17 protein-coding genes are annotated in these 19,423 nt (G+C 38.8%); 4 read left to right on the plus strand and 13 right to left on the minus strand.

All coding sequences use genetic code 11. The annotated features are described in order from the left end of the window. Positions 1–52: 52 nt before the first annotated feature. The 4 genes from gntT to recR all read right to left on the minus strand — a co-directional run bounded on the left by gntT (position 53) and on the right by recR (position 3,089). On the minus strand, positions 53–1,366 hold the full coding sequence (gene gntT, locus ACXITR_RS11305; protein WP_457997323.1) for a guanitoxin biosynthesis MATE family efflux transporter GntT: 1,314 nt from the start codon (positions 1,364–1,366) through the stop codon (positions 53–55). A 63-nt stretch (positions 1,367–1,429) separates the two neighbouring features. Next, positions 1,430–2,107, minus strand: a complete 678-nt coding sequence (purQ, locus tag ACXITR_RS11310) for a phosphoribosylformylglycinamidine synthase subunit PurQ (protein ID WP_457997324.1) — start codon at positions 2,105–2,107, stop codon at positions 1,430–1,432. Between the two features lie 3 nt (positions 2,108–2,110). Then, positions 2,111–2,371: a phosphoribosylformylglycinamidine synthase subunit PurS gene (gene purS / locus ACXITR_RS11315; RefSeq protein WP_457997325.1), complete on the minus strand. Its 261-nt coding sequence runs from the start codon at positions 2,369–2,371 to the stop codon at positions 2,111–2,113. A 157-nt stretch (positions 2,372–2,528) separates the two neighbouring features. Beyond that, complete coding sequence (gene recR / locus ACXITR_RS11320; protein WP_457997326.1) at positions 2,529–3,089, minus strand: recombination mediator RecR; 561 nt, start codon at positions 3,087–3,089, stop codon at positions 2,529–2,531. Positions 3,090–3,399: 310 nt separating this feature from the next. On the opposite strand from recR, the gene ACXITR_RS11325 reads away from it, so the two are divergent. Continuing rightward, the gene (locus ACXITR_RS11325) at positions 3,400–3,921 is read left to right on the plus strand and encodes a hypothetical protein (RefSeq protein WP_457997327.1); all 522 of its coding nucleotides are present in this window, start codon (positions 3,400–3,402) and stop codon (positions 3,919–3,921) included. 52 nt (positions 3,922–3,973) lie between these two features. On the opposite strand, the gene ACXITR_RS11330 is transcribed toward ACXITR_RS11325, so the two are convergent. The 6 genes from ACXITR_RS11330 to psb29 form a co-directional block, all read right to left on the minus strand. Further along, positions 3,974–4,660, minus strand: a complete 687-nt coding sequence (locus ACXITR_RS11330) for an SDR family NAD(P)-dependent oxidoreductase (protein WP_457997328.1) — start codon at positions 4,658–4,660, stop codon at positions 3,974–3,976. Positions 4,661–4,673: 13 nt separating this feature from the next. Then, positions 4,674–5,342, minus strand: coding sequence for a DUF4335 domain-containing protein (locus ACXITR_RS11335; RefSeq protein WP_457997329.1), 669 nt, complete (start codon positions 5,340–5,342; stop codon positions 4,674–4,676). Positions 5,343–5,384: 42 nt separating this feature from the next. Beyond that, a complete protein-coding gene (locus ACXITR_RS11340) occupies positions 5,385–6,419 on the minus strand; it encodes a pentapeptide repeat-containing protein (RefSeq protein ID WP_457997330.1) in 1,035 nt (344 codons plus the stop codon). An 87-nt stretch (positions 6,420–6,506) separates the two neighbouring features. Further along, on the minus strand, positions 6,507–7,124 hold the full coding sequence (locus ACXITR_RS11345; protein WP_457997338.1) for a DUF938 domain-containing protein: 618 nt from the start codon (positions 7,122–7,124) through the stop codon (positions 6,507–6,509). Between the two features lie 252 nt (positions 7,125–7,376). Beyond that, the gene (gene serS, locus ACXITR_RS11350) at positions 7,377–8,666 is read right to left on the minus strand and encodes a serine--tRNA ligase (RefSeq protein WP_457997331.1); all 1,290 of its coding nucleotides are present in this window, start codon (positions 8,664–8,666) and stop codon (positions 7,377–7,379) included. Positions 8,667–8,914: 248 nt separating this feature from the next. Beyond that, the gene (gene psb29 / locus ACXITR_RS11355) at positions 8,915–9,625 is read right to left on the minus strand and encodes a photosystem II biogenesis protein Psp29 (RefSeq protein WP_457997332.1); all 711 of its coding nucleotides are present in this window, start codon (positions 9,623–9,625) and stop codon (positions 8,915–8,917) included. 132 nt (positions 9,626–9,757) lie between these two features. Here psb29 and cobT point away from each other — a divergent pair, with 132 nt between their 5' ends. After that, on the plus strand, positions 9,758–10,876 hold the full coding sequence (gene cobT, locus ACXITR_RS11360) for a nicotinate mononucleotide-dependent phosphoribosyltransferase CobT (RefSeq protein WP_457997333.1): 1,119 nt from the start codon (positions 9,758–9,760) through the stop codon (positions 10,874–10,876). On the opposite strand, the gene ACXITR_RS11365 is transcribed toward cobT, so the two are convergent. Continuing rightward, positions 10,817–11,281 carry a hypothetical protein gene (locus tag ACXITR_RS11365; RefSeq protein WP_457997334.1) on the minus strand — a complete coding sequence of 155 codons (465 nt, stop codon included), beginning with the start codon at positions 11,279–11,281 and terminating at the stop codon, positions 10,817–10,819. The two genes, cobT and ACXITR_RS11365, sit on opposite strands and share 60 nt — an antisense overlap. Positions 11,282–11,635: 354 nt before the next feature. Here ACXITR_RS11365 and ACXITR_RS11370 point away from each other — a divergent pair, with 354 nt between their 5' ends. Continuing rightward, positions 11,636–12,772 carry an extracellular solute-binding protein gene (locus tag ACXITR_RS11370; RefSeq protein WP_457997335.1) on the plus strand — a complete coding sequence of 379 codons (1,137 nt, stop codon included), beginning with the start codon at positions 11,636–11,638 and terminating at the stop codon, positions 12,770–12,772. A 47-nt stretch (positions 12,773–12,819) separates the two neighbouring features. Here ACXITR_RS11370 and ACXITR_RS11375 read toward each other — a convergent pair whose 3' ends face one another. Next, positions 12,820–15,003, minus strand: a complete 2,184-nt coding sequence (locus tag ACXITR_RS11375) for a phosphoketolase family protein (protein WP_457997336.1) — start codon at positions 15,001–15,003, stop codon at positions 12,820–12,822. Between the two features lie 559 nt (positions 15,004–15,562). On the opposite strand from ACXITR_RS11375, the gene ACXITR_RS11380 reads away from it, so the two are divergent. Continuing rightward, the gene (locus tag ACXITR_RS11380; RefSeq protein WP_457997337.1) at positions 15,563–16,714 is read left to right on the plus strand and encodes an NAD-dependent epimerase/dehydratase family protein; all 1,152 of its coding nucleotides are present in this window, start codon (positions 15,563–15,565) and stop codon (positions 16,712–16,714) included. A gap of 53 nt (positions 16,715–16,767) precedes the next feature. Here the strand turns inward: ACXITR_RS11380 and fusA are convergent, their stop codons facing one another. After that, positions 16,768–18,861 carry an elongation factor G gene (gene fusA / locus ACXITR_RS11385; protein WP_457997339.1) on the minus strand — a complete coding sequence of 698 codons (2,094 nt, stop codon included), beginning with the start codon at positions 18,859–18,861 and terminating at the stop codon, positions 16,768–16,770. Positions 18,862–19,423: the final 562 nt, after the last annotated feature.

Genomic DNA, 19,423 nt, shown 5'->3' on the forward strand with positions numbered 1-19,423 from the left:
ATTTATTTTTGGATAGGTTATGTAGCATTTTTCATCGTTATATGGAAAACAACTAATTCGATGATTGAAGGATATTCGGCATTTTTAATAAACCATAACCGAGGGTAACTACCCTGATAATCATAAAAATAGTCAAAGCCAACCAAAGCAAATGATTACTCCCAAAATACCACGCTATTAATGCAGGAAATAAAAACCCTCCAAAAGTAGCCACTAAACTGGAATTTCGTAATAAAAATCCCTGAGTTAAACCTAAAAAATATCCGTCTAACATATAAGCAACACTGCCAAATCCGAGAATAGGTATTAACCAGTAAATATACCTCTTAACCTCACTGATCACATTATTATGATTAGTTAGTAAATTAAAAATAGCATCAGAAAATATAACCAATATTCCTGCAAAAGTTAACCCTAAAAATAGACTTACCACAGTGGCAATTTTTAATAACTGTTTTAATTGTTTATTATTACCTGATCCATAACTAATTCCAGCAAAACTTTCCGTAGCAAAGGCAATGCCATCAATAAAATAAGCAGACAAGCTAACCCCTTGTAACAATAAACTATTACTAGCTAAAGTTAAAGTACCAAAATTTGCACTTAAATTAGTAAAAAAAGCAAAAGTAGAGATGATAGCAAAAGTACGAATTAAAATATCTCTATTTAAAAGTAATAATTTCAGGATAATTTCAGGTTGCCATATGGTTTTAATGAGGTTAAAAAAATCAGCTAAATCAACTATTTTTATGATTAAAGCTAGACCTACCAACGATGTTAGATATTGACTAATAGCCGTAGCACTTCCAGCCCCAGCACTTTCCCATCCCCACAAAACAATAAAAAGATAATCAAGAATAATGTTAGTAGTTTTATTTACAAAAGATAATAACAGTAAATTCCCTCCCTTTCCCAACCCTAAAAACCAGCCCATGAAAACAAAGTTTAAGAGGGTAGGGGGAGCGCCCCAGATAAGACTATTATAATATTTAATACCGCTAATTTTTACATCTTCATCAGCACTTAGTAAGCTAAAACCTATTTCTTTTAAGGGTGATTGAAAAATAAGAATAACTAAACTAATAGATAGAGCAATTATGCAATTACGCAATAAAATTTTAATGGTTTCTTCGGTATCATCTTGACCTTTTGCTTGGGCTGTAGTTCCTGTGGTACCCATTCTCAAAAAGCCAAAAGTCCAGTATAAATAATTAAACAGTACCGATGCTAAAGAAACCCCTGCTAAATGGCTAATGTCGCTTAAATGACCTAAAAAAGCCATATCCACAAGACTAGCGAGGGGAATCATTAAATTAGAAAGAATGTTAACTAAGGCAAGACGGAAAAATCGACGGTAAAAAAACACTGTTTTAACAACTGATAATTAAATCCAATTTATCTTTTTAGTCAATTTCTACGTTAGATAAAGTTAACAAAGTCCTGCAAATAAGGCTTTACCATCAATAAAACCAAGGGTATCATCACTTGCCCTTTCAGGGTGAGGCATCATTCCTAAGACATTACCTTTTTTGTTGCTAATACCTGCAATATTATGGCATGAGCCATTGGGGTTAGATTGATTGTTTGTTTCTCCTGTTTGACTTGAATAGCGGAACAGAATTTGATTATTGTCTTCTAATTCCTTAAGGGTATCTTCATCAGCGTAGTAATTACCTTCACCGTGGGCAATGGGTAAACAAATGACTTCCTCCGATGAGTAGTTTTTTGTCCAGATAGAGTTATTATGTTCTACTTTTACAGGAACTTGATCACAGATAAAGTGTAAATCTCGGTTACGAATCAGCGCCCCTGGCAGTAGTCCAGCCTCTGTGAGTACCTGAAAACCGTTACAAATGCCTAATACTAGCTTTCCTGCTTCGGCGTGTTTGATGATACTATTCATGATTGGGGAAAAACGGGCGATCGCACCACAGCGTAAATAATCACCATAACTAAATCCTCCCGGTACAACAATTATATCGAGATCATCAATATCCGTATCTTGGTGCCAAACAAAACGAGTTGGCTGATTTAAAACCCCTTCCGTTACCATGGCAATATCACGATCGCAATTTGAACCAGGAAAAACGACAATACCAAACTTCATAACCTAAGCCTCCACAGGATTTAACTCAAAACGATAATTTTCAATCACAGGATTGCTCAAAAGTTTGTCACACATTTCATGTAAATCCGCCTCAGCCTTTTCCTTGTTTTCTGCCGTCAAACTTAACTCAATATACTTGCCAATGCGTACCCCCTCCACACTTCCATAACCCAATTGATGTAAACCAGACTCCACCGCCGTTCCAGCCGTATCAAGCACCGAAGCCCGTAAAGTTACATACACACGCACAGAATACTTTTTCATAACCAATTAATTAATATAAAAACAAAAATAACCTGACTAAAAATCCCTTTTTTTCCCATCTCAGGGGAAAATGTCCAGAAACAAGAGATTCAAAAGATTTTGGGAGCAAAACAAACACCTAAAACCTTCTCAATTGTCCATTGTCCATCGTCCATTGTCAACTATCAATGTCCCTGCGTCCTTCCAAAGCCCTAGCCAAAGTCACCTCATCGGCATATTCCAAATCACCCCCCATGGGTAAGCCAAAGGCAATGCGCGTCACCCTAGTAAAAGGCTTAAGTAACTGGGCAATATAAAGGGTTGTGGTTTCCCCCTCCACACTAGGATTAATAGCCAAAATAACCTCCAATGTTTTTTCTCGACTCACCCTCTCCACCAATTGAGTAATATTTAATTGCTCTGGCCCAATGCCATCCATGGGCGAAATAACTCCCCCCAAAACATGATATTTTCCCTGATATTCCCTTGTTTTCTCTAAGGCAATTACATCCTTGGAGTCTGCCACTACACATATAACAGTTTCATCACGGTTAGGATTACTACAAATATTACAAATCGGTTCGGCGGAAAGATGAAAACAACGCTGACAAAAACCAACCCTTTTTTTCGCATCCATAATCGCCTGAGCCAAATTTTCGGCATCTTTATCGGGGCGTTTGAGAATGTGTAAAGCTAATCTTTGAGCGCTTTTTGGTCCAACACCGGGCAACTTTTGCAACTGTTCAATTAAACGGGCAAGGGGCGGGGTATAAATAGTGATTTATCTCCGTAACGAAAATCCACTCTAGTTTATCCTAGATTTTATCTCAATGCACCTTGGGGATTAATAATTTGAAGCCAAAAAATGATCAAGTTTAATGGTATTTATCATTATTAAAAACTAATTTGCTATACTTTAAAATAGGCAAATAAAACAAAAATATATTTAATTTAAAGACCTTTAAATATTTTACTACTAATATAGTAATGACCTAAGATCTAAAGACAATGTTAAGATCCAATAAGCAATAATAATCATTTATAATCCCATGAGTAAGAAAAAAACTTTACAAGAATATCAACAAGAAGAAGAAAAACTGAGAGAAATTTTAGTTTTATTAGAACAATTATTTAAAAGAGAAGAAGCCAGTGCTAAAGCAATTATTGGTTGCCTTTATGATATAGCTACTTTAAATTTGATTAATAAATACTGTCCTTTATGGGGTATCAACTCCACTCTAAAATATATTAGTCGTTTTCCCCGTCCTGTGGCAAAACATCTGGGCTGTAAGCTATATTTACAACCAAAATGTCCTCAATTAATTACGGACTGGCTTTATACTTTGGTAGAATTTCCTGAGTCTAAGGGAAAACAGGTAGAAGTGGTGGAAGATTTGGCATTACCTGCCCAGAAACAAATTAAGTCTTTACAAGGAAGAGTAAGGGTTTTAACGGGGGCTTTGGTGGCATCTCTTACTATTTTTGTGGGTGGTTTTACTTGGATTACCTATAATTTACAGCTTACTCCCGCAGAGTTATTAACTACCACGGAAACTAGGCTGAGTCGTTAGAGCATAAAAGAATGTTTTGCTTAATCACGTAATGGGCAATGATAAAATATCTTTATTTTTCTAGGTTGAAATTAATTAAAACTTCTGCAATATAAGCAGTATTTGGTAAACTTAAAACAGTGCTGATTACTTTGGCAACGTCTTCTGGTTGGGTCATAATTTGAGGGTCGAGATTTACTTGTTTTACCATATCAGTGTTGACAAAGCTAGGACAAATGGCGGTAACTCTGATGCCATCATCCCAACCCACATTACGCATACTCTGGCTGAGGGCAAGAAAGGCAAATTTACTGGCGGAGTATCCTGCCAAAGTGCCTTTTACTCTTTTTCCAGACATGGACACCAGATTAATAATTCTTCCTTCTCCCGATTGTTTTAAATAAGGAAAGGCTTCTCTGGTTAGTCGCCAAGGTGCTTTGACATTAATTTCCCACAGACTATCTAATTCTTCTTCGTTGTCATCCTCGAATGCTACTTTTTTAAGGATTCCTGCACAGTTAATTACCCCGTCAATCTTTCCAAATTTATCGATGGTAGCTTTTACCCAATCAATGGGGGATTGTTTTTCTGTGGCTTCATAGGGACAAATTAACACTTTTTCATGGTTTGCAAAAATACTATTATCTAAATCGGCGGGGTTTCTTACCCCTAAGCTAAGGTAATAATTTTCTTTAATTAATTGTTCGGCAACTTTTAAACCGATACCTCGACTAGCACCACTAATTAAAATAACTTTCATCGTATTCTTTATATTATTCTACGGCAGGGGGTTCTAAGGGTAATTCTGGTTCGATTTCTATATTTTCTTCCCTTGGGGGAATGGGTTCAAGATTGGGGTCAGAAATTTCGTTGGGGATAGGAATGAGGAAAAGGGCGATCGCACTCAGGGCAAAACCAGCCATACCAAGCACTGCGGGAGTTGATTGCTCGACCAAAGAAACCTCCATCTGACGATAGCGCCGAGACACAGGGGAAAGGCTATCACTTAAATGGGGTAAAGTGGAACTATCCGCCAAAAACTGATCCAAGGTTTCCAACAAGTCAAACAACTGTACCGTGCTTAACTCAATTTCTAATTGATTTTCAGTATCTTCTTTTTTTTCTTGCCACACCAACACATGACGATTTTTTTGAGGAATTTTACGTAAATAAACATAATCACTATCATCCTCCGTCGCCCAAGAATGAGTCAAACCACTTAACAACTCCTGTCCATAGGCACTAACCGCCCGAAGTAAATTTGCCACAAAAGTAACCCCCCCACTCAACACCGTCGGATTACCCAAAATTTGACACTTAGCCTCAGTTAATACCGTCATTACAGGCATACCATTGGACACATTGTTACTGTCATCACTAAAACCATGTAAAGAAAATGTACAGTTAGGGGAATTGTATTGACGTTGAATGGGGATACTCATGAATAACTATCAAAATGATCAGCTTATAATTATAGCACCGCATTAACCCTGAATATTATCTGCAAAAATCGCGCCCTCTACCAATGCCTGTGCCAAACTTGTTTTAGTTAGGTTTGCTTTAAGTAAATTTGCCCCCGTCAAATCAGCACCAATTAAATTTGCCAAGGCTAAACTCGCCGATTGAAGGTTAGAAAACCTCAAATTCGCCCCCTCCAAATAAGCACCCGTTAAGTCAGCACCATTCAACTTAGCGTAACTAATATTACCCTCGCTCAAATCCACATCCGTCAAATCAGCACCCCGTAAATTAGCATATTTAAAGTCCGCACTACTCAATTTTAAGCCACTCAAATTTGCCCCCGTCAAATCTCCTCCAGCAAAATCAACCAAAGGATTTAAACCAGCAATCTGTGCCAAATCAGAAAAATCATCCTTGGGAGTTTGATAAATAATTTGTAATGTCTCTTTTAATTCCGTTAATAAATCCCCCTCTTTTTCTTGACTTTCAGAAGAAGAATTAACCCCCTCAGAGCTAAAAATAGTTTCACTCACAAAAGGTTTTAAATTAGTTTGCCAAATAAATTTAGCCAGTTTTCTTTCTAAAACAGCGTGTTTATTCGGGGTAATATCATGGCGCCATAATCCTTCTATTTCACTTAAATAAACATGGGCTAATTTACTTTTTAAAGTGGCTGTTAATTGATAGGGAGTTGCTTTTACTTCCACTGTACCTAAAATAACGTTATCTAAATGACCTTCTAAAAATTTACTATCCATCAAGTGTCTAATCTCCCAATAGGGAAGACGAGATAGAGGATTATCAATTTTTTTTATTAGAGGAGATTTGATTTCTTGAGTTTCAATCAGACGAATATTTTCTAAGTTTAAGTGTAGTCTAACTACCCTCAGAGCAAATTTTACACTACCATTAAGGATTTTTTTTTCTTGGGGGGTAAACTCAAGATTAAGACAGACTTGAAACTGAGAGGGAGTATCTGCCACAGGAATAAGTTGTAATTTTATGGATAAACAATCACAATATTGACTGTGAGAATTTAAAATTTGATACTCTGCCATGGGTCTTAATCTATTGGTTATTTTATTTTTTCTCACTTTTTAGAATATCACTTCTATGAAAAAAACTCTTAGAAGTTATTATAAAATTTAACATTTTTTCTCAAAAATCACGGAAAAATTATTGCTAGGCATCTCGATGATTTTTTGTAAAAATAATTGACTTTTTTGGGCTTCTTCTACTACGGTTTCAAGGTTTCTAACTCCCCACGCAGGGTTTCTATTTTGCAAAGATTGATCAAATTGTTCGTTGCTAGGGGCTGTATGTTGATTATTTCGTTTATAGGGTCCATACAGGTATAGTTTATCTCCATTTTTTAGTATTTTCCCTGCCCCTACCATTAAACCCCCACAGGCATCCCAAGGGGCAATGTGAATCATATTAATACAGGCGATCGCCCTTATATTGTGATCCATCAAAGACTCATACCATTGAGGTTTCGTCACATCGATAATTTTAGGATTTTGAATATTTGGATGTCCCGATTCTTGTTTCCATGCAGTGATACTGGCGATCGCACTTTCACTTATATCCGAAGGAATCCAAGTACATCGAGGAAAATGGGGAGCAAAATAAACACAATGTTCCCCCGTACCACTAGAAATTTCTAAAATACTACCATTCTGGGGAAACACCTCCCTTAAAACCTCTAAAATCGGCTCTCTATTTCTCAGGGTAGCAGGGGCATATTGTTTCATTTGTTTAATATTTAGCGTTGCTAATTTTAGAGATGATTTCTCGTTTAGGTGGGCGGGGAATAGGCAATGGGCAATAGTGATATAGCAACCCTAAATCATTTATGAAAACTTAAAAGTAGGTTCCCCCCTTATTAAGGGGGGTTAGGGGGGATCATATCTCATGACTCATTTGGGATCGTCATAACATCTCAAATAATGATTTATTTACATAATCCAGTCATACCTTATACCATGATTAAGCAATGTTTAATATTTTAGTTTCTAATTCAGCACATCCCGTCTTAAATAAGGACGTAAAACCTCAGGCACCACCACCGAACCATCACTTTGTTGATAATTCTCCAACACCGCCGCCATAGTACGCCCCACAGCCAAACCAGAACCGTTGAGAGTGTGGACATACTCAGTACCCTTAACCCCCTTCTCCTTAAAACGAATATCCGCCCGTCTAGCCTGAAAATCCCCACAATTAGAGCAACTAGAAATCTCTCGATAAGTATTAGCCGAAGGCAACCAAACCTCCAAATCGTAACACTTGTTCGCACTAAACCCTAAATCCCCCGTACAAAGTTCTACCACTCGATAGGGCAACTCCAAAGCCTGTAAAATAGCCTCCGCATCCCTTACCATCTTCTGATGCTCTTCTTCGCTAGTTTCAGGCCGCACCACCTTAATCAACTCCACCTTATTAAACTGGTGTAAACGAATCAACCCCTTCACATCCCTACCATAACTACCCGCTTCCCGACGAAAACAAGGAGTATAAGCACAATGATGGATAGGTAAACTTTCACCATCCAAAATCTCTTGACGATAAAAATTAGTAACAGGCACTTCCGCCGTGGGAGTCAACCACAAATCTTCCCCCTCACACTTAAAACTTTCCTCCGCAAACTTTGGTAACTGTCCAGTACCCTGTAAAGAATCCGTATTCACCAACACAGGAGGCATCACTTCCAAGTATCCCGCCTCAATTTGACGGTCTAACATAAAATTAATCAAAGCCCTTTCTAGCGCCGCCCCCATACCTATCAAAGACACAAAACGACTTTGGGCAACCTTTACCGCCCTTTCAGAATTAATTATTCCTAATTTTTCCCCAATCACATCATGGGATAAAGCATTATCAACAGCTACTCGATTTTTAAACTCATCTCCCCATCTTCTCACCTCAACATTTTCCTCCTCACTAGCACCCACAGGGGTAGTATCACTAGGAAGATTAGGTAATTCTAATAACTTGACCTCAATTTGGGCTTTTAAGTCCCTTTCTTGGGGTTCTAAATCCGCTAATTTTGCCTTAACCTCATTTCCTTCTTGCTTAAGGGTGGCAATTTCTTCCCCTTGAGGGCTAATACCATTACGAATTTTTTGACCAATTAACTTACCAATTTCATTACTTCTGGCTTGTAACTCTGTACGTACCGATTGAATATCTCTCTGTTTATTATCTAATTCAAGGAGAGAATCTAAATCATAGTTAGAATTTCTTGTGTTTAATTGTTGTAAAATTTGTTCAGGATTTTCCCTAATTTTTTTTAAATCTAACATTATTATTTACAATTTAATAGTTATTTAAAATAATGAATTGGTAACCTAAATAGTTAATATAGTTAAACTGAATCTTAGTCAGATTTTATTAGTATATCTTTATTAGCATGGGCTAACAAGGGGGGTTAACCCCTTGATCTATATACTAATGATCCGTTATTCACAAATTGTTTAAGATTGCTATATTGAGAGAAATTAATTTAGAATAAACAATAATTTTTTGTTACACCATGAAGACTTGAAACAAATTACTCCGAAGTATCTTGATTTACTTCTTCTTTTTGCTCAGGTTTTTCCATGTTAATTCTTTTCTTTTTACTGGCTTCAATAGTCTCAGCAATTACGATTAACATTTGATTGATTTTATCTAAATTACTACGATATAGATCAACATCTTTTTTCAGTTTCTCGATAGGTAGTTTTAATTTTTCAGCATAGGAAGCGGTTAATGCCGCTAATTTTTCTTCATCCTTGGCTAAATCGGGGTCAAGTTTATTAATAATAGAGTAGAAGCCGATGCCAAATAGACGACTATATTTGAAATTATCTCGCTCTGTAATAGACTTTAAAGAATTAACAATATTTTCATCTAAACCATCTTCTGACACAGGGTTTAGTAACCAATCCATTAAATCTTGTGCAGATTTTCCTTCAATAAAATTTAAAAAGGTTTCTGACTGATAACGATAGTCCTCAGGATTTGCTTCAACGGATTTACATAGAGCATTGAAAATAGAGTTTTTGTCTTCTTCGGGCTTATAACCCGTCATAAACTGATCAAAACTTTGGCATACTCCCACAGAATATATGGGATCTTGTTTAAAGTCCACATGAACAGAAAGTAAGTGCATTTCCACCATCAACTCTTGGACTACTTGACGATAAATGGAGTTGATTGGACGGGTGTGATACTGATAAAATGCCCTTCTGGTGTCGGAAACTGTACGAATTTTATCCACGAATTTATAATAACTAAGTTAATATTTTGTTAACAATAGTTAATTATCTCATCAAATTGGACGAGTGAAGCCCCTAATCGTGGTCAATTGTTGAACGAACTTACTAGCCATTATCCATTACTTTTTTACCTAATGACTTTTTCTGATGCCGTGAAAATTTATAATAACCATGAACGAGGGGTAAAATGGCTTAATCGCTATGGCAATCATCGCCCTATTTTTACCTGTACCCTTGGCTTTACGGAAACGGCGTTAATTGAAGGTATTTCGGCGGCGGGGGCAACTCCTGAATCTCGTCGTTATACAGCTTTGGCAGATGCGGAGTTTTTGGTCAATGGTGTGAGTGCTAATCCTGTTTATCCTCTACCTCCTCTTAGTGTAGGGGTGTCTCCTACGGTTATTACTAGGGCGGTGGTGGAAATGTGGGATTTACCTGTGTATGTTTTTAATGCTGGTTTGGTGGCAGTCCCTGCGGTGAAAAATATTGATTTACAAGGACAGATGGCACAATGTTTGAGGACGGGTAAGGCATTACCTTTGGAGGTGGTGATGGATTTATATCATAAGGGTTTGGCATGGGGTAAGAAGTTGGCAGAGGAAGTGGAGGAGGGTTATTTAATTTTAAGTGAATGTGTGGTGGCAGGTACAACGACGGCTTTGGCTGTGTTAACGGCTTTGGGCATAGATGCACGGGGAATGGTTAATAGTAGTCATCCTGTGTGTAACCATGGGCAAAAGTGGCAGGTGGTGGAGGAAGGGTTGAGAAATGCTCGTTTTTCTGAATCGGCGACTCCTTTTGAGGTGGTGGCGGGGGTAGGAGATGGGATGCAGATTTTTGTGGCGGGGATGGCTATGGCAGCTAGTGAGACGGTGGGAGTGATGTTGGCAGGGGGGACGCAAATGTTGGCGGTTTATGCTTTAATTTTGGCTATTCAAGACCTTTACCCTACTGGGGTTAATTTAGATAATATTATTGTGGGTACGACTCGATGGGTGGCGGAGGATGATACGGGGGATACGGTAAATTTAGCGAAGATGGTAGGTGATGTTCCGCTGTTGGCAACCCAGTTAAATTTTACTAATTCTAGTTATCCTAGTTTGCGGTGCTACGAGGAAGGCTTTGTGAAAGAAGGGGTAGGGGCTGGAGCAAGTGCGATCGCATCTCATCTCTTACATACTACCCCAGAACAGTTAATGATTGCCATAGAAAGAATTTTGTCCATTTTCCCTGATGCCACGATTTGCCAATAGTTGATCTTCTAAAGAAGCTATACGGTGATAGGCTGCTGTCAATTGTGCCGTCAATCGTTGCACTTGATCCTCACAGGATATATCATCTTCAAGGTGGGAGTTGATCGGAAATCTTCTGGGTTTTTGTTGTTCTTTATCTACTAAAACGTCTTTATGGTTGTCTTGATGAGACTCTAAATCAGACTCTGCCCCTAACATTTCTTCTGACTCAATCTGCTCTAAATTAAAATCCTGTTGACGGGCGGTAAAATCATTTACTAACTCAAAATCTTCGTTATTTTGAACACTAAAACATAAATCCTCTACCCCTTCCCAACCAATTTGATTGCCCAATTGTTTTACAATGGTATAGAGTTGTTCTATTTTTTGGTTTAATTGCCAAATTTCTTGTCTTTGTACAGTCATAAGCTCAATATCTTGATATACAGTGCTGGTTTTGCTCAATTTTTCTGAAAATATTTACTCAGGGCTATCCCATGAAAACTTGCTAATAATTACGCCCTGTAACTCCGAAAATAACGTTCATATTCAGATAAAATATTTAGGCAAACAAGCTAAAAAATAATTTCTCATAACCATATTAAGATCATTTTCTAAAATAGTTCTGGATATTCCTGATTAATTTAATAATTCCCTTAAAATTTAATATTTGCTGAAATTTATCTTAATTTCCCTTGCAATCCTTATTCAATAACGAATCTAAAACCATCTAAAAATTTAATCAAAAACCCTACTCAAAAGGCTAAGTAACCTATCACCATGAACCGTAGATCCTTTATTTTTACTAGCACAGCCCTTACCCTCGGCACTTTAATGGCTGGTTGCCAAGCCAATCATGACTTAAAAATATTACTCCTCCAAGGTTCAATCCCTGTTCAACTAATTACAGCTTTTAATCAAGAATTAAATGAAGGAAAAAGTATTAATTTTAAGCCACAGTCAAATTTAGGGGAAATATATAAACTTTTAGAAAAATGGCAAGGAAAAAAACCCTCTACGGAGGAAGAATCTGGGTTTAGATTACCCCCTCTCCCTTTTACTCAATCAAAGATAGACAAGGCTGATTTGGTGACGTTAGGACATTATTGGTTATCCCTTGCGATTCAAGATAATTTAATTCAACCCCTCAAAAGAAACGATTTACCTAATTGGGAAAATTTACCCCCTGTTTTTCAAAATTTGGTGACTAGAAATGCTCAAGGAAGTCTTGATGGTGAAGGGGAAATATGGGCAGCGCCTTATCGTTGGGGTTATACGATGATTGCTTACCGAGAGGATAAGTTAGAGTCTTTGGGTTTTACCCCTGAAGATTGGTCAGATTTGTGGCGCATGGAGTTAAGAAATCAAATTTCTTTGTTAAACCAACCGAGAGAAATTATAGGTTTAATTCTGAAAAAATTAGGACATTCTTACAATACTTTAAATATTCAAGAAATTCCAGAAATTAATCAGGAGTTAATGAGTTTAAATAATCAGGTAAAATTTTATGATTCTACTAATTATTTACAGCCTTTAATCAATGGTGATACATCCTTAGCGGTGGGTTGGTCAACGGATATTTTGCCTGTGTTAGAGCAACATAGAAATATTAAGGCTATCATACCTAAATCTGGAACGAGTCTTTGGGCTGATATGTGGGTTAATCCTTATGAAGATAATTTTTCTGAGGAAAAATTGACGGAAATTTATCGCTGGATAAATTATTGTTGGGAGGATGATTCTGCTACAAGAATTAACTTTTTTACGAAGGGAAATTCTCCTATTCTAAGGGCTGAAACTGGCAATAATCGGGTAACAATGAGTGAAGAAATTTTTGCTAAAAGCGAGTTTATCGAACCTTTACCCCAAAGTGCGATCGCCCATTACAATCAAATTTGGCAAAACTTAAATAATTAATGAGCGATACATAAAGAAGGTGGGCAACGCCCACCCTACAGAGAAAATTATAGTAAACCTTTTGCTCTGGTAGTAAGAGCTTCCGCCGTTAAACCATTAAACGCCATCAACTCCCCAGCACTGGCGGTGGTTTCCCCACGCTTCCAAGCAAAGGTATCCCGTTTAACGTTACTGCGCAACATAATAGGCTCTAACATTCCGCTAGTGCCACCCGTTACACCAATAAGGGCATCGCCCCCAAAGAGAGCCTCAAAACCAGCATCATCAAGGAAATTACCATCCTTAGCGGTACAGGTTTCCCATGCCACATCCGTAGGACGATATAAACGACGGGGATTAATAATTGAAACAATACGTATCCCAATTCCTTCCGCTTCTAGGGCTTTGGCAGCTTCAAACACAGGAATTAAAGTCATATCACCAATGACGGCAAAAACAACTTTTTTATCTCCTCCAGATTCATGGAGAATTACCCCACCTTTTTTAAGGGCTTCTCTGGTTTGCTCAAAGGTAGTAAGAATGGGTAAGGGTGACTTACTAACGGTGATGGTAACACCCTTATTTTTCGTATTTAACGCCCATTCATAACAGGCTTGGGTACTATTGGCATCACAGGGGAAAAGGGGGAATACGTTACCGTTACGCATCATTCCTGCGAAGTAATTTTCGATTTCAGGGCGTTGGTGTGTCCAACCGTTGCGCCCTTGCTCCAATGCCCCCGCGGTAAAGAGGGTAATGGTGGAGGGGGTTTCCCTTCTCAATTCTGCCATGGCTTGGGTAACGGTTTGCCAGATGGGTAAACCATTGATAGCAAAAGATTCGTAGGAACACCAAAGGCTACGCGCCCCAAATAGGGCTTGGGCTACGGCTAAACCTGCACAGGCATCCTCACTCAAAGGCTCATAAACCTGTCCTTGGGGTTGTTGGAAGTAGGTTTCGTCGGTGGTGGGGTGAAGGATTTTTAAACCGATGTTGATGTTATTTATACCTGAAGCGGCATTACCATCGGCATTGGTAACGATGAAATTAGGATCTTGTTTACCCACATGGACTACTAATTCTCCCATGGCGGTGGTGGATACTTTTTTCTCTCCGCCTACGGGATATTCAGTAAGGGGTAATGTGCCTAAGTCGGACAAGGGTAATTCTTTTTCAGTGACGGCAACTTCCACGTTAGGGCCTCCGTTAGCACGGGAGAAGTTACTACGCACTAATTCCCAAGCCTCTTTGGATAATGCTCTTTCTTGGAGGGCGGAGGCAATATAATCTTTGTCGAGGCTATCTCCGGGGTAGAGGTTATGGGATTTTGACCCTGTTTTGTGGACTCCAGCGCCCTTTAACTGTTTGACAATTAAGACGGTGAGTTTACCCCCAAGGGCTGATTTGGCGGCTCTATCGGTGGCTTCGAGGATTGCTTGGGTAAATTCTAGGCGTTTAGCGAAGGAGAATTTGGTGCTATCTACGTATTCTCCTGCTTGGTTACTGTCGTCATAATCTTTGGCATTAACGAGGATGATTTCTTGGAAGCCGTTGCCTTGCCAGTAGGCGATCATCTCTTCGTTGGTTTTGGTGGATACCATACTATGATGTTCTTGGGAGTATCCATTCCAAACGAGGATGGGTAGGAAGTTAGTAGCTTGGGGATAGGCAGTATTAAAGTGTCCAAAACTACTCATGATGTAGGGTTCTCCTAAACCGCCATCACCGATGGTAACAGGAAAGAGGGTGTTGGGGTGGAGTTTTGCCCCTGCCATGGCGAAGTGTTGCCCTTGTCCTAGGGGGCCTGCGGGGTTGAGGAGTCCGGGAATTTGTCCTGAAAGGTGTCCGAGAAGTCCGTGCATTTCCCTAAATCTGTTGCCCATGTCTTCTACGGTGTAGATGCCCATTTTTTCGAGGGATTGGTCTAAAAAGACGGTGCTATAAAACCCGGGGGCATGGTGTCCTACTTCGGTAATGAGGTTTTTGTGTCCTAACATGACTAAAGCGGCGATCGCATCGGCGATACTAGCAAAACCCCCAGGATGTCCTGATTGTTTGGTGGCGGTAATATGTAGGGTTAGATAACGTAGGGCATCAGCGGCGAGAAGGGTTTGATATACTGCTTTTTTGTCGGTGGCAGAGGCGATGGCGGTATCATTAGGGGCGATCGCACTTTCTGCACCATATTCAGCAAAGTGGGGTAAATCTTCTTTAAAGTACTGTATTCCTTGATAAAACGGGGAATTTGTCATAATTTCCGTTGATCCCTCTTAAATTAATGCAATTGATTATTAGCTCAATTTTATCAATTAATGGTGTTCTTGAATTGACAGTTGTTTAGATTGGGTAATGGGTAATGAGTAATGAGTAATGGGTAATGAGTAATGGGTAATAGGTAATGGGTAATGGGTAATGGGTAATGGGTAATGGGTAATGGGTAATGAGTAATGAGTAATGGGTAATGGGTAATGGATAATGGGTAATGAGTAATGGGTAATGGGTAATGGATAATGGGTAATGGGTAATGAGTAATGGGTAATGGGTAATGAGTAATGAGTAATGGGTAATGGGTAATGGGTAATGGGTAATGAGTAATGGGTAATGAGTAAAAGCAAGAAATAATTATTTATCAATTATCAATTATTCCCTCTCCCCTATTAAATGTATTAACCAACACATCTACAATAATAGAAACGGAAATTTAGTGATAATGTGGACTTTAAGCAAAAAAAAGTCATATTAAATGATCTTTTGAGTACCAATAATTGGTAAATTAACCTAAATATTGATATTAAACTACAAATAAGTAAGATGAAAGCATTAGTAATAGGTGGAGATGGTTATTGTGGATGGGCAACAGCCCTGCACCTCTCCAATAAAGGATATGAAGTAGCAATTCTCGATAGTTTAGCCCGTCGTCACTGGGATGATAAATTAGGTTCACAAACTCTAACTCCCATCGCCCCTATCCAACAACGTATTCAGCGTTGGTATGAGCTAACGGGTAAAAAAATTGAACTATTCATCGGTGATATTACTAATTATGATTTTTTGATCAAGGCTTTTCGTCAATTTGAGCCTGAATCTGTAGTCCACTTTGGGGAACAACGCAGCGCCCCTTATTCTATGATTGATAGGGAACACGCTGTATTTACCCAAGTTAATAATGTGGTAGGTACTCTTAACATTCTCTATGCCCTTAAGGAGGAATTTCCTGATACCCATTTAGTAAAACTCGGTACTATGGGTGAATATGGTACTCCTAATATTGATATTGAAGAAGGTTATATCGAAATTGAACATAATGGTCGTAAGGATGTATTACCCTATCCTAAACAGCCCGGCAGTTTCTATCACTTGAGTAAGGTACATGATAGCCACAATATCCATTTTGCTTGTAAAGTTTGGGGTATTCGTGCCACGGATTTAAACCAAGGTATTGTTTATGGTGTTTTAACCGAGGAAACTGGCATGGATGAAATGTTGGTTAACCGTCTTGATTATGATGGCGTATTTGGTACGGCTTTAAACCGTTTTTGTATTCAAGCAGCCCTCGGACATCCTCTCACTGTATATGGTAGCGGACAGCAAACCAGAGCTTTGTTAGATATTCGTGATACCGTAAGATGTATGGAATTGGCGATCGCCAACCCTGCAGAAGCTGGAAAATTTAGGGTATTTAACCAATTTACGGAAAGGTTTAGCATTAATGAACTAGCTAATTTAGTCCAAAAAGCAGGTCAAACCATCGGCCTAAAAGTGGAAGTCAATAACATTGATAACCCTAGGGTTGAATTAGAGGAACATTACTTTAACGCCAAAAATACTAAATTATTAGATCTTGGTTTACAACCCCATTATCTTTCTGATTCTCTCCTCGATTCTTTACTTAACTTTGCTACTAAGTATAAGGATAGAGCTAATTTAGAACAAATCTTACCCAAGGTATCTTGGCGCAGATAATCAACAAAAAAGGTGGGCAATGCCCACCCTACAAAACTAATTGATAGTTTTAATTATTTGGCTAAAGCCAATTCACGCTCTTTAGCTTCTTTGATAACCTCATCAGCGATATTTCTAGGACAAGGGGCATAGTGAGAGAATTCCATGGAGAATTGACCACGGCCAGAAGTCATGGTACGTAAATCACCAATGTAGCCAAACATTTCACTTAAAGGAGCTTCAGCTTTAATTCTTACACCCATGGGAGTGGTATTCTGAGATTTAATCATGCCACGACGACGGTTAATATCACCAATTACGTCTCCGATGTGATCTTCGGGGGTAAAAACATCCACATTCATGATAGGCTCAAGAATTTGAGGACCAGCTTTGGGTAAAGATTGACGATAACCCGCTCTGGCAGCAATTTCAAAGGCGATCGCACTGGAATCCACAGGGTGGAAAGCACCATCAGTTAATGTAACTTTAAGATCTACACAGGGATAACCGGCTAAGACACCTTTTTCAATACTACTTTCAAATCCTTTATTAACCGCAGGCCAAAATTCACGGGGAACGTTACCACCAGTTACTTTAGACTCAAACTGGAAGCCAGTACCAGGTTCACCAGGTTCGATGGTATAGTCAATACGTCCAAATTGTCCAGAACCCCCAGACTGTTTCTTGTGGGTGTAACTATCGTTAATTACCTTGGTGATAGACTCACGGTAAGCTACTTGAGGTTTACCTACTTCCACTTCTACCCCGTGGGTACGTTTGAGAATGTCCACCTTAATATCGAGGTGTAATTCACCCATCCCTTTAATGATGGTTTCTCCGCTTTCTTGGTCAGTTTCCACATAGAAAGAAGGATCTTCTTGTACCATTTTACTAAGAGCCATACCCATTTTTTCGTTACCACCTTTTTGGGTAGGTTTGATGGAAATGGAGATTACAGGCTCAGGGAATACCATGGGCTCTAGGGTGGCAGGATGATTAGGATCACACAGGGTGTGACCAGTTTGGATATTCTTCATACCCACAATGGCGACAATGTCCCCTGCTTGGGCGCTGTCAACCTCGATGCGATCGTTAGCGTGCATTTCTACGATTCTACCCACACGCTCAGTTTTACCAGTAGCGGTATTTAATACGGTCATACCTTTTTCTAATTTACCAGAGTAAACACGGGTAAAAGTTAAGGCACCGTAGCGATCGTCCATAATCTTGAAAGCTAAAGCTCTAAAAGGCTCTTCCGCATCAACCTTTGCAAATTGACCAGTTTCGTTACCTTCCAAATCCACAATGGGCTGAGGATTAACTTCATTAGGTGCAGGTAAATAATCTACTACCGCATCCAACACTAATTGAACACCTTTGTTTTTGAAAGAAGAACCACAGTAGGTAGGGAAGAAAGCTAGTTCACGGGTTCCCTTACGGATACAACGCTTAACATCTTCAATGGCAATTTCTTCACCCTCAAGATATTTTTCCATCAACTCATCATCCTGTTCCACCGCCGTCTCAATTAACTGCTCACGGTACATTTCCACATCGTCCACCATGTCCGCAGGAACATCTTCGATGGTGTAGTTTAAAGGATCTCCTGAGTCATCCCAAATCCAAGCCTTGCGGGTGAGTAAATCTACAACCCCTTTAAATTCATTCTCAACACCGATGGGTAATACCATTACTAAAGGAGTAGCGGCCAAAATTTCTTTTACTTGCTTAACAACGCTATAAAAATCGGCACCAGTACGGTCTAATTTGTTGACGTAGATTACACGAGCCACTTTAGAGTCGTTAGCATAACGCCAGTTGGTTTCGGACTGAGGTTCAACCCCCCCAGAACCACAGAATACCCCAATACCACCGTCAAGAACTTTTAAAGAACGATATACTTCGATGGTAAAGTCAACGTGTCCGGGGGTGTCAATAACATTGAATTGATGATCTTTCCAAAAACAGCTTGTAGCGGCGGATTGAATGGTAATTCCTCGCTCCTGCTCTTGTTCCATAAAGTCGGTGGTAGCGGCACCATCGTGTACTTCGCCAAGTTTATGAATTTTACCAGTTAATTTTAGGATTCTTTCTGTAGTGGTAGTTTTTCCAGCATCAACGTGGGCAAAAATCCCAATATTTCTATATCGAGCGAGGTCTTTCATAATTTATCTATAATATATACAGTTTCTGTGTTATGACCTAATTTTATTTTCTTTTTTAGGTCATTGAGTTAAATTTCTGTTGCTGACTAGGTAGTGGCAACAACTTTCATAGTCTTGATTTTAGACGATTATAGACATTAGTTTTTAGCCTTAGCTTTGGTGACTATTGTCCGTCTATATCTAGTTTTCAAGGTTTTGAAATATCATACCTGATTATATCATAGGGTTACGTTATATGAATAAATTACCCCATTGGGTGAAATCATGGGAGATAATAAAAAGTTGCTCTTTTGTAAATCAATATTATGATTAATCGAGCAAATCCTAGTTGTTTTAATTTATTTATCAAAAAAAATGGGTTTAAAACCCTGTCATTGATGACGGCTTTATATTTCTTGATCGTTAGTATAATGCGCTATAATAGAGATGCAGTAATGTGCGTAAGGTATTCAAGGGATTGACTTCCCTAGCTTCTTTCGTCGGGACAAATATCGCCCAAGAAAATGTAATGGTGACGCGCTTGGTAAGTTAAAGCATTGATAGCAAAGTCGAAAAAATAAATAAA

Source organism: Cyanobacterium sp. (genome assembly GCF_054166785.1).